The 16,902-nt window shown below is 52.8% G+C and carries 14 protein-coding genes and 1 pseudogene; 10 read left to right on the top strand and 5 right to left on the bottom strand.

Annotated features, from left to right (window positions below; genetic code table 11):
• Positions 1-99: 99 nt before the first annotated feature.
• Together ACLHV8_RS24775 and hemB are read right to left on the bottom strand one after the other, a co-directional pair.
• Positions 100-1,800: a lysophospholipid acyltransferase family protein gene (locus ACLHV8_RS24775; RefSeq protein WP_208594387.1), complete on the bottom strand. Its 1,701-nt coding sequence runs from the start codon at positions 1,798-1,800 to the stop codon at positions 100-102.
• Positions 1,801-1,872: 72 nt separating this feature from the next.
• Entirely contained in the window at positions 1,873-2,847 is a 975-nt protein-coding gene (gene hemB, locus ACLHV8_RS24780) for a porphobilinogen synthase (RefSeq protein WP_028017695.1), read from the bottom strand.
• Positions 2,848-3,242: 395 nt separating this feature from the next.
• On the opposite strand from hemB, the gene ACLHV8_RS24785 reads away from it, so the two are divergent.
• A complete protein-coding gene (locus tag ACLHV8_RS24785; protein WP_208594386.1) occupies positions 3,243-6,017 on the top strand; it encodes an autotransporter outer membrane beta-barrel domain-containing protein in 2,775 nt (924 codons plus the stop codon).
• Positions 6,018-6,105: 88 nt separating this feature from the next.
• Entirely contained in the window at positions 6,106-6,729 is a 624-nt protein-coding gene (locus ACLHV8_RS24790) for a helix-turn-helix domain-containing protein (protein WP_208594385.1), read from the top strand.
• A gap of 2 nt (positions 6,730-6,731) precedes the next feature.
• Here the strand turns inward: ACLHV8_RS24790 and ampH are convergent, their stop codons facing one another.
• Positions 6,732-7,892, bottom strand: coding sequence for a D-alanyl-D-alanine-carboxypeptidase/endopeptidase AmpH (gene ampH, locus ACLHV8_RS24795; RefSeq protein WP_208594384.1), 1,161 nt, complete (start codon positions 7,890-7,892; stop codon positions 6,732-6,734).
• A 204-nt stretch (positions 7,893-8,096) separates the two neighbouring features.
• On the opposite strand from ampH, the gene ACLHV8_RS24800 reads away from it, so the two are divergent.
• From ACLHV8_RS24800 to ACLHV8_RS24810, 3 genes are all read left to right on the top strand, one after another.
• A complete protein-coding gene (locus tag ACLHV8_RS24800) occupies positions 8,097-8,630 on the top strand; it encodes an isochorismatase family protein (RefSeq protein WP_028017693.1) in 534 nt (177 codons plus the stop codon).
• A gap of 115 nt (positions 8,631-8,745) precedes the next feature.
• Complete coding sequence (gene sbmA, locus ACLHV8_RS24805) at positions 8,746-9,966, top strand: peptide antibiotic transporter SbmA (RefSeq protein WP_129323797.1); 1,221 nt, start codon at positions 8,746-8,748, stop codon at positions 9,964-9,966.
• A gap of 14 nt (positions 9,967-9,980) precedes the next feature.
• On the top strand, positions 9,981-11,078 hold the full coding sequence (locus ACLHV8_RS24810) for a DUF1615 domain-containing protein (RefSeq protein WP_108090719.1): 1,098 nt from the start codon (positions 9,981-9,983) through the stop codon (positions 11,076-11,078).
• On the opposite strand, the gene ACLHV8_RS24815 is transcribed toward ACLHV8_RS24810, so the two are convergent.
• Positions 11,075-11,374 carry a DUF2755 family protein gene (locus tag ACLHV8_RS24815; RefSeq protein ID WP_028017690.1) on the bottom strand — a complete coding sequence of 100 codons (300 nt, stop codon included), beginning with the start codon at positions 11,372-11,374 and terminating at the stop codon, positions 11,075-11,077. The genes ACLHV8_RS24810 and ACLHV8_RS24815 overlap by 4 nt on opposite strands.
• A 248-nt stretch (positions 11,375-11,622) precedes the next feature.
• Here ACLHV8_RS24815 and ACLHV8_RS24820 point away from each other — a divergent pair, with 248 nt between their 5' ends.
• On the top strand, positions 11,623-11,859 hold the full coding sequence (locus tag ACLHV8_RS24820) for a DUF2754 family protein (RefSeq protein ID WP_028017689.1): 237 nt from the start codon (positions 11,623-11,625) through the stop codon (positions 11,857-11,859).
• Here the strand turns inward: ACLHV8_RS24820 and ddlA are convergent.
• A complete protein-coding gene (ddlA, locus tag ACLHV8_RS24825) occupies positions 11,856-12,956 on the bottom strand; it encodes a D-alanine--D-alanine ligase (RefSeq protein WP_208594383.1) in 1,101 nt (366 codons plus the stop codon). The genes ACLHV8_RS24820 and ddlA overlap by 4 nt on opposite strands.
• A gap of 293 nt (positions 12,957-13,249) precedes the next feature.
• Between ddlA and ACLHV8_RS24830 the strand changes: the two genes are divergently transcribed.
• From ACLHV8_RS24830 to psiF, 4 genes and pseudogenes are all read left to right on the top strand, one after another.
• Positions 13,250-14,464, top strand: a complete 1,215-nt coding sequence (locus tag ACLHV8_RS24830; RefSeq protein WP_028017687.1) for a multidrug efflux MFS transporter — start codon at positions 13,250-13,252, stop codon at positions 14,462-14,464.
• Positions 14,465-14,674: 210 nt separating this feature from the next.
• Positions 14,675-14,935 (top strand): anti-adapter protein IraP, encoded by a 261-nt coding sequence (iraP, locus tag ACLHV8_RS24835; RefSeq protein ID WP_049007514.1) that lies wholly within the window; start codon positions 14,675-14,677, stop codon positions 14,933-14,935.
• A 99-nt stretch (positions 14,936-15,034) separates the two neighbouring features.
• Positions 15,035-16,449, top strand: a pseudogene (phoA, locus tag ACLHV8_RS24840) (alkaline phosphatase).
• Positions 16,450-16,538: 89 nt separating this feature from the next.
• Positions 16,539-16,859, top strand: a complete 321-nt coding sequence (gene psiF / locus ACLHV8_RS24845) for a phosphate starvation-inducible protein PsiF (RefSeq protein ID WP_028017684.1) — start codon at positions 16,539-16,541, stop codon at positions 16,857-16,859.
• Positions 16,860-16,902 lie beyond the last annotated feature (43 nt).

A 16,902-nucleotide genomic window follows, 5' to 3' on the forward strand; every position in this document is an offset into this window, starting at 1 on the left:
GCTCCCGTAGGCCGGGCAAGCGCAGCGCCACCCGGCGAAAACGGTGCACAATTGCCGGGTGGCGGCTACGCCTTACCCGGCCTACAAAATACCGCACATTTAAAGGTGCGCCTCAATATACCGCTGATAGCGGTTCGCCTTCAGGTAACACAAATCCACCAGCACCAGTCCGTCGACGCAGTCGTTAAATGTCGGGTCGCTGCCGAAATCAATAAACTGCACGCCGCCGGGTTCGCAAAGCTCGGAATACTGTTTGTAGAGCGGGGGAATGCCGCAACCGAGGTTTCCGAGCAGCGATTTAAGCTTCGTCAGGTCATCCACATAATCCACGCCGCTAAACTGTGCCAGAACATCCGGCAGCGATGCCGGATACGGCTGACGTGAGGCGGCTAATGGATGTGTCGCCGGGAACCAGAGACGGTAAAATGCCACCAGCAAATCCCGTGCGGCAGGCGGTAAGCCGCCGGAAATGGAGACCGGGCCAAACAGGTAGCGATAGTGCGGATAACGTGCAAGGTACGCCCCAATGCCGGACCACAAATAATCCAGACCACGACGTCCCCAGTAGCGTGGCTGAATGAAGCTGCGCCCCAGTTCAATACCGTGCTCCAGCACATCCTGCATTTTGTTGTCGTAGTGGAACAGGCTATAGCTGTACAACCCTTCCAGACCGCGACGCTCAACCTGTCTGGCGGTAGGCATAAAGCGATACGCGCCGACGATCTCCAGATCCTCATCATCCCACAGGATCAGATGCAGATAATCATCATCATAACGGTCGGTGTCCCGGCGTTTGCCGCTCCCTTCTTCCACCGCGCGAAAGGCAATTTCGCGCAGGCGGCCCAGCTCGCGCAACAGCGGGGCATCTTCCTGACCGTTACGTTGCCAAAGATAGATGGTTTTACCGTCGCTGGTTTTGCCCAGACATTCGGCCTGCGCCAGCGCGCGTTTCAGGGTGGCCCGGTCTTCCGGGCGGGCGATAGCGCACTGGGTTTTAAAGACGCCAGGCACTCCCTTGCCAAGACGCATCACGTGCTGACGACACTGCTCGGCCATCTCACGTGACGAAAGGGTGGCGCTATGCCAGTGATGCCAGGCGATCTGCTGGCCGATTTTAATCGGCAGCTGGCTATGGCGGCGGCGGAACATCTGCTGCATCAGCAACAGCATCGACAGCGTCGGGGAGACCAGCGTGCTGGCATAAAAGAGCAGGCTGTTATGCGCCTGAATATGCACTGGCAGCAGCGGGGCGCGCAGTTTACTGGCGAGTTTGATGAAGCCAGAGTGCCATTTTTTATCGCGAATACCCTTACGCGTGGGCCGCGAAACTTCTCCCGCCGGGAAGAAAATCAACACGCCTGCGTTTTGCAGATGCTGTTCCATCTGGACCAGGGACGTTTTCGCCGTCCTGCCACCCATATTGTCCACTGGAATAAACAGCGAACTGAGGGGCTCAAGGTGAGTCAGCATCCGGTTGGTCACGACTTTGACATCGCGTCGTACCCTGGAGACGGCGTACAACAGCGCCAGCCCGTCAAGCGTACCCGTCGGGTGGTTGGCAATAATGACCAGCGGGCCATGTTCGGGGATTTGTTCGAGATCGCGGGCGGAAACGGCGCAGAGAATATCAAGGTGCTCCAGAACTTGCTCCACCATATCCAGACCTTTCAGGTGGCGGTGTGCTGCGGCAAATTGCTGGAATTCGTCTTCGTAAAACAGTCTTTTTAACAGACTTTTTTGCCAGGGTGCTGGCCTCGCCTGAGGCCAAAGATCGTCGAGAACGCTATCGAGGCTAAACATGATTACTCCTCCTGCCGTCTTGCGAAGACAGTAGAAGGAGCAGATGTCGGTTGTATTGCAGTTTGGTGAAGATTAGCGGAGGATTTTTTTCTCGGCCAGATCCAGCGCGAAGTAGCTGAAGATCAGATCCGCGCCTGCGCGTTTGATCGCGCCGAGGCTTTCGAGAACCACTTTCTCTTCATCAATCGCACCTGCCAGGGCGGCGAATTTGATCATCGCGTACTCACCGCTTACCTGATAAGCGCCCAGTGGCAGCTCGGTACGCTCGCGAATGTCGCGCAGGATATCGAGATAAGCACCGGCCGGTTTCACCATCAGGCAATCTGCGCCCTGGGCTTCATCAAGCAGGGATTCACGAATCGCTTCCCGGCGGTTAAGCGGGTTCATCTGATAGGTTTTACGGTCGCCTTTCAGCGCTGTACCCGCTGCTTCACGGAACGGGCCGTAGAACGAGGAGGCAAATTTGGTGGAGTAGGACATGATGGCAGTGTCAGTAAAACCTGCAGCATCCAGGGCCTGACGAATCGCCTGAACCTGTCCGTCCATCGCGGCGGATGGCGCGATGAAATCCGCACCGGCAGCGGCAGCGACGACCGCTTGTTTGCCGAGATTAAGCAGGGTGGCATCGTTGTCCACGCCGTGATCGCACAGCACACCGCAGTGGCCATGAGAGGTGTATTCGCAGAAACACGTGTCAGACATCACCACCATTTCCGGCACTGTCTCTTTGCAGATGCGGGACATACGAGCGACCAGGCCATCTTCTTTCCACGCGTCGCTGCCGGTGGCATCGGTATGGTGGGAGATGCCAAAGGTCATTACCGAGCGGATCCCGGCGTTGGCGATGCGTTCGATCTCACGCGCCAGATATTTTTCCGGAATGCGCATCACGCCAGGCATGGCTTCGATGGCCTTATAGTCATCAATCTCTTCTTCGACAAAAATCGGCAACACCAGATCGTTTAAGGTCAGTGTTGTCTCTTCAAACATAGCGCGCAGTGCAGGTGACTTGCGCAGGCGGCGGGGGCGTGCAATTAAATCGGTCATGGTATGCCTGATGTTTGTGGAACAAAGAGGGCTAGTGTACATCAAAGTGAAGACGGGTGTTTTACTAAAGTGGGCATTTTGTTTTTTGCGATATTCGCTAATGAAATATTTGTGCTGCTTCTATATTAATGGTCATGCATGTTTGAAAGTGATTTATTATTTTTGATTATATATTTCGCATCTGCTGGTAAGTATTTTAACGTTATGTTTTTATAATATTTATCTATTGTGACCCTATTCTTTTCATGTATCTTAAGGTCAATTGTCTGGATACGGACTTAATGGAAACATTCATTGAACCTTTTCGAATTGAAAATGCATAATTCCCTCCGCAATAAATATTGCCAAATGATTGATGGACAAACTTGCTTACGTCCCTGAGGAGGGATGACCCAATGCAAACATGGAAAAAGAAACTGGTTGTATCTCAACTTGCATTAGCCTGCACCCTGGCTATCGCTTCTCAGGCCAATGCGAAAGATATTTCCGGTACGACATATAATACTTTTGGATATGATAATACAGCTTCCACTCCCTGGTATTATGGTTATACGGACTGGAATGACTCTGACGTTGCTCACGACGGTGATATTTATCCGGTGATGAATAAATCCACCGTGAATGGTGTTATTTCCACATATTATCTGGATGAGGGTGTTAATGGTCGGGCGAATGCATTGAGCATTTCCAATAGCACTATTAATGGCATGATCACCTCTCAATGTATGACCGCTTCGTGTTCTGATGGCCTGGATACCGACGGTACGATCCATTCGCAGTACGATCGTTTTAGCCTGACCGTCGACAATTCCACTATTAACGACACTTACGAGCACTATGCGTATGACGTTGTTAACGGGGAAAATACGGAAACACATTATCTTGATACTTATGGTCTGGGCAATGCGATTACCCTGGATGTGGAATCGGATATTGTTATCCAGAATAATTCTCACGTTGCCGGTATTACCCTGACGCAGGGTTATCAGGAGCGGGATAATACCCCGTACGACGGCGTTGAAGGCGTGGCTAACAGCAGCAAGGTGTTTACTGACACGCTTGTGGTGAAAGATTCTGTACTGACTTCTGGCGCGTATAGCGATCTGGGTACCAGCGGGTTCTATGGTCAAACCGCGAAGCCGAGCGACTATGGTGAAACCAATGCGACAGCAGCAGATGATGCGGCGCTGATTGTGTCAGCCAGCGAATCTGACAACGCGATGCAGACCTCTGCCACGTTCGATCATTCCACCATCACTGGCGATATTTTATTCTCCAGTACCTTCGACAACAACTTCTACCCGAATGGCGATCCGGCAACCGATACCACCGAGGATGGCATCTATAACCCCACGACTAACGGCTGGGACGGTACCGATAAGCTGGATGTGACTCTCACTAACGGCAGCAAATGGGTGGGCGCGGCACAGTCCAGCGTCGAGGCTATCGGCACGGCTCAAATGTACGGCCTGGGCTATAGCAACGTAGACTGGAGCACGCTGTCCCCCAACAGCATTTGGCCGGACTCCACCTATGACAGCAACGGACACGTTGCGGGAGAATCGGTTTATCAGAGCGGTCTTTTCAACGTTACGCTGGATAACGGTTCTGAGTGGGATACCCGCAAGCTTTCTAACATCGACATGCTGACGGTAAACAACCAGTCGCAGGTCAATGTTGAAAACTCAGGCCTGTTGGCTGATTCCATTACGCTGACCAATACATCCTCGCTGAATATCGGCGATAGCGGTGGTGTGGCCACTGACCATCTGTATCTGGACAGCAATAGCCGCGCGGCACTGACGGAAGAAACGGCCGATCTCTATGCCAACACCATCACCGTGGATAACGGCGCAGAGCTGGCGTTGGGGCTGGGTCAGGTTGATACGCACAATATGGTGCTGAGCGATGGTGGTGTGCTGAACGTTGCCAGCCGTGACTACGTGCTGAACAGCGATCTGAACAACGCGCGCTATATCACCAACGATAAGCACAATGCCGATTATGACTACGGCGTTGTGGCGATTAACTCTGACGGCCATCTGGCGGTGAACGGTGACGTTGCGGGCAACTACAAAGTACGCATCGACGATGCGACCGGTGCAGGTTCCGTAGCCGATTACAAAAACAAAGAGATCGTTCGCGTCTATGACAATAACGCGGATACAGCAGCCAGCTTTACTGCCGCAAACAAAGCCGATTTAGGTGCTTACACCTATCAGGCGCAGCAGCAGGGTGACACCGTTGTCCTCCAGCAGAAAACGCTGACCGACTACGCGAATATGGCGCTGAGCATCCCTTCTGCCAATACCAACATCTGGAACCTGCAGCAGGATACCGTCGGAACGCGTCTGACCAACAGCCGTCACGGGCTGGCGGATAACGGCGGGGCGTGGGTGAGCTACTTCGGTGGCAACTTCGACGGTGACAATGGTGTAATCAGCTACGATCAGGACGTGAGCGGTATTATGGTGGGTCTGGATACCCAGATTGACGGTAATAACGCGAAATGGATCGTCGGCGGAGCGGCAGGTTTTGCGAAGGGAGATATCAGCGATCGTAGCGGTCAGGTCGATCAGGACAGCCAGACGGCGATGATCTACGCGTCGGCGAAGTTCATGAACGATCTGTTCCTCGACAGTTCCCTGAGCTATACCCGCTTCAACAGCGATCTCTCTGCTAACATGAGCAACGGTCAGTATGTTGACGGTAACACCACCAATGACGCAGTGGGTTTTGGGCTGAAACTGGGCTATGACTGGAAGCCAAACCTCTCCGGCTACGTTACGCCATACGCAGCGGTGTCTGGCCTCTTCCAGTCCGGTGATGACTATCGTCTCAGCAATGACATGCGCATGGATGGGCAATCTTACGATAGCCTGCGTTATGAACTCGGTGTCGATGCCGGTTACACCTTCAACTACGGCGGCGATCAGGCTCTGACCCCTTACTTCAAACTGGCCTACGTGTATGATGATGCCGATAACAATGCTGATATTAACGGCGACAGCATTGATAACGGCGTGAAAGGCTCAGCTGTGCGGGTAGGGCTGGGCACCCAGTTCAGCTTCACGAAAAACTTCAGTGCTTACACTGATGCCACTTATCTGGGCGGCGGCGACGTTGACCAGAACTGGGGGGCAAATCTGGGTGTGAAATATACCTGGTAATGAATAAGGCGGGGGGATATCCCCCGCTTTTTATATACAGAAATAAAAATAATATTGAACCGACAAATACGGATGCCTTGAGGTCTGCATGAACGTTAATGCGAAACCACTTTCTGAATTACGCCGGCTCGAACAGTACTTGAAATCAGCCAGTACCTCTTTTAAATGTGCCCCACAGCAATTAATTACCTCCGGCAAGGGTAGTGAGTCCCGGACGATCGTAGTACAGACCGGTATCATCGAAATCTATCGACATTCGGATGAACTGCTTGTGGGCATCGCGACAGCGCCCTTTATTTTTGGTTTGTCCGCCGTGATGATTAATTCCTGTCAGGAATATAAGGTGATAGCCAAAGCATCCTGCACGGGTTTTTATTTGCCCACTGAAACTACCCGCCAACTGCTGCAACAGAATTCCCTGTGGCAAGACGCTTTCGGTTGGTTATCCTGGATAAATTACATTCTTGGAAAACGCGATATGCAGCTGGTGGGAAATAACTCCTATCACCAGATCCGCGCCATGCTGCTGAATATGGCGGAATGGGATGAAGCGTTGCGTTCAAAAATTGGTGTGATGAATCATATTCAACAAAGTACGCGTATTTCACGCTCGGTTGTTGCAGAGGTTCTCGCAGCCCTACGGCAAGGAAACTATATCAGTATGAGCCGGGGCAAACTGGTTAGTATCAACCGTTTGCCCACGGAATATTAATATCAGTTGGACGCGGTAAGCACCTGAGCTTTATTGGCGCTCAGTTCAGCCACTAAATTATTAAGGCCGTCACTCATATTGACGAAACGCGTATGCGGAGAGCGGGTAACGACAACAAACGCGCCCACGTTTGACTGCGGGATCATCGCCATATACGTGATGAATCCACCGCCGCCGCCGGTTTTCTGAATAATTCCCGGACGGCCATTTTTCGGCGCCATATAGACCCAGCCCATGCCGAGCGCATCGGCTTTACCCGGCACGTCCATCCCAATAACGCGGTGCAGCTGGGTACGCTGATAGATCAGGGTCTGCATACGATCGGCCTGGCTGCTGCGCGAGTAGAAATCCGATGAAAGGAACTGCTGCATCCAGCGCATCATATCGCCAGGCGTGGAGTAAACCCCGCCGCTGCCCACGGCCGCCAGCGTATTATTACAGGGGCTAGCGCCTTTCTCAGCCACCATCAAACGACGGCACTGGTCCGGGGACGGGGTAAAGGTGGTGTCTTTCATGCCCAGCGGACGGGTTATCTGCTCTTCAAACAGCTGCGTGTAGGGTTTACCAGACGCCGTAGAAAGGGCGTCCGCCAGCAGGTCAAACGCCAGGTTTGAATAGGAGGCCTGCGAACCCGGAGCTGCCTTCAGCGTGGCGGTGCTCAGGTAATTCCAGCGCTGGTCGCGCGTTGGCCAGACAAATACGTCACGATGCGCCGCCCCGCCTGGCTGCTCACGCGGCAGGGCGCTGGTATGGGTGGCAAGGTTCACAAGCCGGATTGGCGTGCCCTGGTAGGTCGGAACGCGCGCGCCAGGCGGCGCGTATTTGCTGAGCGGGTCGTCGAGCTTAACCACGCCCTGGTCGAGCAGTTTCACCAGCATTTCACTCGTCATCAGCTTGGTTAAGGATGCGATGCGGATAACGGAATCCAGCTGCGGGTGAACGTTATTTCCTGGGCGCGTCTCGCCAAAGCTGCGGAACACGCGCTGGTTGCCGTCGATCACGACCATCGCCATCCCGGTCGCGCCGCTGCCGTAATAGATAAGGTTCGCGTAGCGATCGGCAATATCTGAAGCCAGAACGGGCGCCGTCAGCGGTTGGGCTGCCTGGGCGGTAGAAAAGCTCACCGCACACAGCGCGGCAAAAGAGAGCAGACAACGTTTCAACGAAAAGCATCCATGAAGTGAATGAGGAAAGTAATGGGTATTTATACTACTAATCGGAACCTTGCAATGCCCCGAATTGCATAACGATAGCGAGAAAAACGTAACCATGGGTAAATATGAACAATTTACTTGCAAGCCATCTCCCATTTTGTGACATCGGGCTTATGATAGGCACCTGTGTCACTCAATCTTACGGAGAACGGTATGTCTGAAAAGCGTGTGGTTATGGTTGTCGATATGCAGAACGGCGTATTTGAAACGCCTCGTCATCAGCGTGAAAAGTGTGTCTCTCTGATCAACCAGCTTACGCAGGCAGCCGACAAGGTGATTTTTATCCAGCATACCGAGGCAGGGGGGCTGGAAGAGGGAAGTGATGGGTTTGCATTGCTGCCTGAACTGCACCAGCCTGCTGATGCGCTCTATGTTACCAAGACGGCCTGCGATGCGTTTTATAACACGCCGCTTGAGGCGCTATTACGCGAGCAGGGTATTCAAGAGTTTGTCATCTGTGGTTGTGCCACGGATTACTGTGTCGATGCGACGATCAAGAACGGTGTGAGCCGGGGTTATCACATCACCGTGGCGGAAGATGCTCACACTACCGCCAATCGCCCGGCGGCAGATGCGCAGATCCTGATTAACCACCACAACGACGTCTGGCGTAACTTCATCGCGCCGGCGAATCCTCTCGCAGTGAAACGCACCGAAACAATTCTCGAAAACTGGAAAGCGAACTAATAATTAACCCTCGGGTCTGACCTTTTTGCCTGAGCCTTGAGACGGGCTCAGGCATGATTTTCGTGTGGTGATGTGTTGAACACAGCAAAAGCCATAACAACAAGAAGGAAGCATTATGTTTAAGTCTTTTTTCCCAAAGCCGGGGCCATTTTTCCTGTCGGCATTTATTTGGGCACTGATCGCCGTTATTTTCTGGCAGGCGGGCGGCGGTACCTGGCTGACGCGCATCACGGGTGCGACGGGCGATGTACCGATTAGCGCGGCGCGCTTCTGGTCGCTGAGCTATCTGCTGTTTTATGCCTATTACACGCTGTGCGTGGGGATGTTTGCGCTGTTCTGGTTTGTGTACTCTCCGCACCGCTGGCAATACTGGTCAATCCTCGGCACATCACTGATTATTTTTGTGACCTGGTTCCTTGTGGAAGTGGGTGTGGCGGTCAACGCCTGGTATGCTCCGTTCTATGATCTGATCCAGACGGCGCTGAGTTCACCGCATAAAGTGACCATTAATCAGTTCTACCACGAGGTAGGCATTTTCCTTGGCATCGCTCTTATTGCTGTAGTCATCGGTGTGATGAACAACTTCTTCGTCAGCCACTATGTTTTCCGCTGGCGTACCGCGATGAACGAACACTATATGGCGCACTGGCAACACCTGCGCCATATCGAAGGTGCGGCGCAGCGTGTGCAGGAAGACACCATGCGTTTTGCCTCCACCCTTGAAGACATGGGCGTAAGCTTTATCAATGCCATTATGACGCTTATTGCCTTCCTGCCCGTGTTGGTTACACTCTCGGCGCATGTGCCGGATCTGCCTATTGTCGGCCATCTACCGTACGGTCTGGTGATTGCAGCAATCGTCTGGTCTCTGATGGGGACGGGGCTGCTGGCGGTGGTTGGGATTAAACTGCCAGGGCTGCAGTTTAAAAATCAGCGTGTCGAAGCGGCTTATCGTAAAGAGCTGGTATACGGTGAAGATGATGCAAACCGTGCATCGCCACCGACCGTACGTGAGCTGTTCAGCGCTGTGCGTCGTAACTATTTCCGTCTCTACTTCCACTATATGTATTTCAACATTGCGCGCATTTTGTATCTGCAGGTGGATAACGTTTTCGGTTTGTTCTTGCTGTTCCCGTCCATTGTTGCGGGTACGATTACGCTCGGTCTGATGACGCAGATCACTAACGTTTTCGGTCAGGTCCGTGGGGCGTTCCAGTACTTAATCAACTCCTGGACCACGCTGGTGGAGCTGATGTCTATCTACAAACGTCTGCGCAGCTTTGAACGTGAGCTGGACGATCGTGACCTGCAGGAAGTGACCAATACTTTTAGCTAATACAGGGAGTTGCTATGTCTTTTGCCGTACCGCGTGCGTTACCGTTGTCCTTACTGACTGCTCTCGTCCTGGTCGGATGCGCCGAAAAAGGGGCTGCTCCGCTCAAGAAGGGCGAAAAGCCGGTTGATGTGGCAAGCGTTGTGCGGCAGAAAATGCCCGCCAGCGTGAAGGATCGCAATGCGTGGGCAGAGGCGCTGGCAAAAACCTTTGAAAGCCAAAAGATCGCGCCGACCGAGGAGAATATTTGCTCGGTACTGGCGGTGGCGCAGCAGGAATCAATGTACCAGTCAGACCCGGTGGTGCCGGGTCTGAACAAAATTGCCTGGAAAGAGATCGACCGCCGCGCGGAATCCATGCATATCCCGGTCTTTCTTGTTCATACCGCGCTTAAAATCACCTCGCCAAACGGCAAAAGCTACAGCGAACGGCTGGATACGGTGAAAACTGAAAAACAGCTCAGCGCCATCTTTGATGATTTCATCAGTATGGTCCCGATGGGGCAGAAGCTGTTTGGCTCACTGAACCCGGTACACACCGGTGGCCCGATGCAGGTGAGCATCGCGTTCGCGGAGAAGCATACCGACGGCTACCCGTGGAAAATCGACGGTACGGTGCGCCAGGAGGTCTTCTCCCTGCGCGGTGGGCTGTGGTTCGGCACGTATCATCTGCTGAACTATCCGGCGAACTACAATGAGCCGCTGTACCGTTTTGCCGACTTTAACGCGGGCTGGTATGCCAGCCGTAATGCGGCATTTCAGAGTGCGGTCAGCCGCGCAAGCGGCGTCAAGCTGGCGCTGGACGGCGATCTCATCGCTTACGGCAGCAGCGAGGCGGGCAGCACCGAGCTGGCGGTACGGAAATTATCGACAGCGCTTGGCCTGAGCAACAGCGATATTCGCCGTCAGCTTGAGAAAGGTGATAGCCTGGCCTTTGAGAAAACGGATCTGTACAAGAAAGTCTTTGCTCTTGCCGAGCAGAAGAGCGGGAAAACGTTACCGAGAGCTATTCTGCCGGGTATTCAACTGGAAAGCCCGAAGATCACGCGTAACCTGACAACCGCATGGTTCGCAAAGCGGGTGGACGATCGTCGGGCGCGTTGTATGGGGCTTTAACGGCGGCGGCGAACACGCAAAACTAACGCCACGACGCCTAAAATCATACAACCGGCGAGGAAGGGAACAAGGCCAAACAGGGTACTGACACCAAACCCAATCTCAACTCGCGGGCGTCCGTTATCCTGTACCTGCATCAGGTGTTCATATACCCCTGGCGCATGAACCAGCATATTGAGCAGCTGGGAACCGGCCCAGAAGCAGAACAGAACAAACAGGGCATAAGCAATATTACCTGCCGTGGAGGTTTTTGGTTTGCCGCCAAAAATCGGTTTCGACAATGTAAAATCAGCCATGATGACCTCCCGAAATATCATTCTGTTCAATACGCTTCTTACAGGGGGAGTTTGACAGGTCATCGCATTTGTCAATATCAGAATCGTGGTAATTTTCCCTCAGGAATTCTCCTGGATTGTCGATTTCTGCAGCACATCACAATTTCATCCCTTAAGTGAAATTGCGTCGCGTTTCAGAATTTCCGTATCCGCCACAGACCTGGCCGTAAAACTGTGAGAGGATGTCTTTTTTTCCTGCCGGAGTTGTTATGAAACTCACGTCCAAACTACGCCGTGACTGGCACTACTACGCCTTTGCTATCGGGCTGATCTTTATTCTTAACGGCGTCGTGGGGCTGCTGGGATTTGAAGCAAAAGGATGGCAAACCTATGCCGTCGGGCTGGTGACCTGGGTGATCAGCTTCTGGCTGGCTGGATTGATTATCCGCCGTCGTCCTGAAGAAACGACAGCGGATGAGACGGAGACGGCGAAGAGCGCCGATTAACCGTTTACGGAGCTTTTAAGGGCGCTGTCGGCGGCATGACGCTCCAGCGCCAGCTCGATCAGGCGAGTGATAAGTTCAGAGTAGCTCAGCCCGCTCGCCTGCCAAAGTTTCGGATACATGCTGATATTCGTGAAACCCGGCAGCGTGTTGATTTCATTGATGACCACCTCGTTTTCCGGCGTCAGGAATACATCCACACGCGCCATACCGCTGCAGCCGAGTGTCTGATAGGCGTTAATGGCGATCGCCCGGATCTTATCGTTGATTGCGGGATCGATATTGGCAGGCACGACAACCTGAGCACCTTTGTCATCAATGTATTTGGTGTCGTAGGAGTAGAAGTCGCTGTTTAAGACCACTTCACCGCAGGTGCTCGCCTGTGGAAAATCATTGCCCAGCACGGCACACTCAATTTCACGGCCTTTAATGCCCTGCTCAACCACCACTTTATGGTCGAATTCAAACGCCAGACGGACAGCCTGTGTGAACTCTTCTTCGCTGGTGACTTTGCTGACGCCTACGGAGGAGCCCTGGTTTGCCGGTTTCACAAACAGCGGCAGACCCAGCTCTCCGCTAATTTGCGCGAAGCTGTGTTTGTCGCGGTTGGCGCGAGTGAGCGTCACGAAAGGCGCTATATTCAGCCCGGCATCACGCAGCAGGCGTTTGGTGACGTCTTTGTCCATGCACGCGGCAGAGCCGAGGACGTCCGAGCCGACGAACGGCAGGTTGGCCATGCGCAACATTCCCTGCAGGGAACCATCTTCACCCAGAGTACCGTGAACGATGGGGAACACGACATCAATCTGAGCGAGAGACTGTGCATTGCCAGCGTCGATGAGTTGCCCCTTCACGACGCCGGGCACAGTGGCGACGCTAATTTCCGAAGGATTAAGGGCGATATGTGCTGGATCGTTGGCATTAAGCAGATACTGGCTAGCATCGTTAACATGCCACTGGCCCTGTTTATCAATGCCCAGCAGCACCACGTCGAAACGGCTTTTATCAATTGCATCAACGATATTCTTGGCTGATTGCAATGAAACCTCGTGCTCTGCTGATTTTCCCCCAAAGACAATACCTACGCGCTGCTTTGCCATCTCACTCTCTTCCAGTATGACGAAAAGCCAATAACATACCACGATGCCCTGCGGGTTTCGCGGCCTTCCGCCATAATGTTTTGGGGAATGTTGATGGGGAAGTGGGAGAGGGAAAACTCTTCTGAAGCATAAAATCTCGCCTGGAAATGGATGATTTGTGACTTATTTCACAAATATGATGACTGGGAAGATAAAACACCAAAGTCATCAAGGCCGCATCTCTGGTGCGACGTCAGTATGCGTAACTTGCTAATCTGTAGGCGAATTCGCCTAAAAATGAAGACTGTTTCTTTATGGAATCATGGAAAGTTAATCTTATCTCGGTCTGGTTCGGTTGCTTCTTTACCGGGCTCGCCATCAGCCAGATCCTGCCGTTCCTGCCGCTGTATGTGTCACAGTTGGGTGTGACCTCGCACGAGGCGCTCTCCATGTGGTCTGGTCTGACGTTCAGCGTCACGTTTCTGGTCTCCGCGATTGTGTCACCAATGTGGGGCAGCCTGGCGGATCGGAAAGGCCGAAAGCTGATGCTGCTGCGCGCCTCGCTCGGGATGGCGATTGCCATTCTGCTGCAGGCCTTCGCCACCAACGTCTGGCAACTGTTTTTCCTGCGGGCGGTGATGGGGCTGACTTCCGGGTATATTCCGAATGCCATGGCGCTGGTCGCCTCGCAGGTGCCGCGAGAACGTAGCGGCTGGGCATTGAGTACGCTTTCCACCGCACAGATTAGCGGCGTAATTGGCGGCCCGCTGCTGGGGGGCTTTCTGGCGGACCACGTCGGGCTGCGCGCCGTATTTATCATTACCGCGATCCTGCTGGTGGTCAGTTTTCTGGTCACGCTTTTTCTTATCAAAGAGGGCGGTCGTCCCGTTATCAGCAAATCTGAACGTCTGAGTGGCAAGGCTGTCTTCGCCTCTCTGCCTTACCCTGGGCTCATGATCAGCCTGTTTGTTACTACTATGGTGATCCAGCTCTGTAACGGTTCGGTCGGGCCGATTCTGGCGTTGTTTATTAAGTCGATGGAGCCAGACAGCAATAATATCGCCTTTCTCAGCGGCATGATCGCCGCCGTGCCAGGCGTATCGGCACTGATTTCTGCACCACGGTTGGGAAAACTGGGGGATAGGATCGGTACGGCGCGAATTCTGATGGCTACGCTGATTTTTGCCGTGGTGCTCTTTTTCGCGATGTCGTTTGTGACCTCTCCGCTTCAGCTTGGCGTGCTGCGATTTTTGCTCGGCTTTGCCGATGGCGCAATGCTGCCTGCGGTACAGACCTTGCTGGTCAAATATTCCAGCGACCAGGTGACAGGGCGTATTTTTGGATATAACCAGTCGTTTATGTATTTGGGTAATGTTGCCGGTCCGCTTATTGGCGCCTCTGTTTCCGCGATGGCCGGTTTTCGTTGGGTATTTGCCGCGACGGCGATTGTTGTTTTGATCAACATTATCCAGCTGGCTATTGCTCTGCGGCGCCGCAGGCACATGGCGGAGGTAAAATCGGCAAGATAATGCTTCTGTCGATGTATTGTATATTCTTATGATTGCCGCATTTTTCTATCACCCAATGCGGCATTTTTTATAGAAAAACGTTTCGCTGATAATTCCGAAACCCTATTTTTTTCGATGTCGTCACTTTTGCATAAGATAATACCTTTCTCCGCTTTGCATATTTCCCTCTTGATGTTAGTTTCAGGGGAAATCACATAAGGAAATAACACGATGAAAAATCTCATTGCTGAGTTGCTGGTCAAGCTTGCACAAAAGGAAGAGGAGTCAAAAGAACTGGTCGCCCAGGTCGAAGCTCTGGAAATTGTTGTCACCGCACTATTACGACAGATGGCTAAATCTGACCAGCAGGCATTAATAGAGAGCGTCGAAGGTGCGCTGGATAAGGCAAAACCCGATACTCAGGTTCCGGTTGAGGATGCAGAGTTGCTCCAGCAATACGTAAAGAAGCTCTTGAGGCATCCTCGCAGCTAAACCGTCGCCGGACATAACGACGTGTCATAGAATTGTCATGCAGGATGCCTATAGTCGCTCTGTTTTTATTTTTATGTATTTGTACATGGAGAAAATAAATTGAAACAGAGCGCACTTTTCATCGCATTACTTCCCCTGTTTATTACCCCTGCTATTTATGCTGATACGTCCAATACTCACATGCTGGATAATCGCGCAGCAAAAGGGGATATCACTCAGCCAGGCGGCGCACGCCGTTTATCTGAAGATCAAACAGCCGCTATTCGCGCTTCGCTGAATGAGAAACCGGCGAAAAATATCATTCTGCTTATTGGCGATGGAATGGGTGATTCCGAAATAACAGCGGCGCGAAATTATGCCGAGGGGGCAGGCGGATTTTTTAAAGGTATCGACGCATTGCCGCTGACCGGACAATATACCCATTACTCACTGGATAAAAAAACCGGTAAACCGGATTACGTAACGGATTCGGCTGCCTCTGCTACGGCGTGGTCTACGGGGGTAAAACCTATAATGGCGCGCTGGGTGTCGATATTCACGAAAAAGATCATCAAACCATTCTGGAAATGGCAAAAGCGGCGGGGCTGGCCACCGGCAACGTTTCTACCGCTGAACTTCAGGACGCGACGCCGGCGGCGCTGGTATCGCATGTGACTTCACGTAAGTGCTACGGCCCGTCGGTGACCAGTGAAAAATGTCCAACCAACGCCCTGGAAAAAGGGGGCAAAGGCTCGATTACTGAACAACTGCTGAATGCACGCGCTGACGTCACGCTGGGCGGTGGGGCGAAAACCTTTGCAGAAACCGCGACGGCTGGCGAATGGCAGGGTAAAACGCTGCGTGAGCAGGCACAGGCTCGTGGCTATCAACTGGTGAGCGATGCAAGCGCTCTGGCAGCAATCACTGAGGCGAATCAAGACAAACCGCTGCTGGGACTGTTCTCTGATGGCAATATGCCTGTGCGCTGGGAAGGTCCAAAAGCCTCTTATCACGGCAATATTGATAAGCCTGCCGTGACCTGTACTCCTAACCCGAAACGCACTGACAGCGTGCCGACGCTGGCGGCAATGACCGATAAAGCGATCTCTCTGCTGAGCAAGAGCGAAAAAGGGTTCTTCCTGCAGGTGGAAGGCGCGTCGATCGACAAGCAAGATCATGCGGCGAATCCGTGTGGCCAGATTGGCGAAACCGTCGACCTGGACGAAGCGGTGCAGAAGGCACTCGAATTCGCGAAGAAAGACGGAAACACTCTTGTGGTGGTCACCGCGGACCATGCGCACGCCAGCCAGATCATCCCGGCAGATACCAAAGCGCCAGGCCTGACGCAGGCGCTGAACACGAAAGATGGTGCTGTAATGGTGCTGAGCTATGGCAACTCTGAAGAAGAGTCCATGGAGCACACGGGCACTCAGCTGCGTATTGCCGCCTACGGACCGCATGCGGCAAATGTGGTAGGACTGACCGATCAAACCGATCTGTTCTACACCATGAAAGCGGCACTAGGCCTTAAATGATAAAAGCCCGGCGGAATTTGTCTCTGCCGGGTGACTTTTTTCCTGTCACGGACCAGACTTACAGGGAATGTTTACAAAAGGATGGTGCAATGAAAACAACATTACTGGTTACTCTGCTCTCTGGCCTGTTCCTGATTTCATCGGCGAACGCGGAAGAGAAAACATTAACGCCTCAGCAACAACGCATGACCACCTGTAACCAACAGGCCACGTCCCAGAGTCTGAAGGGGGATGCCCGTAAGACCTATATGAGCGATTGCCTTAAAAATGGCGCATCTAAACCTGCTGAAAAAAGCCTGACGCCACAGCAGCAGAAAATGCGCGACTGTAATGCGAAGGCCACTGAGCAGTCTCTGAAAGGTGACGATCGCAGTAAATTTATGAGCACCTGCCTGAAGAAAAAAGCGTAGTTCTAACGGGTGAGTGGCTCTGGCGACTCACCCGAAATTTCAT

The organism is Enterobacter sp. CPE_E863 (assembly GCF_046521465.1).
Lineage (GTDB): Bacteria > Pseudomonadota > Gammaproteobacteria > Enterobacterales > Enterobacteriaceae > Enterobacter > Enterobacter adelaidei.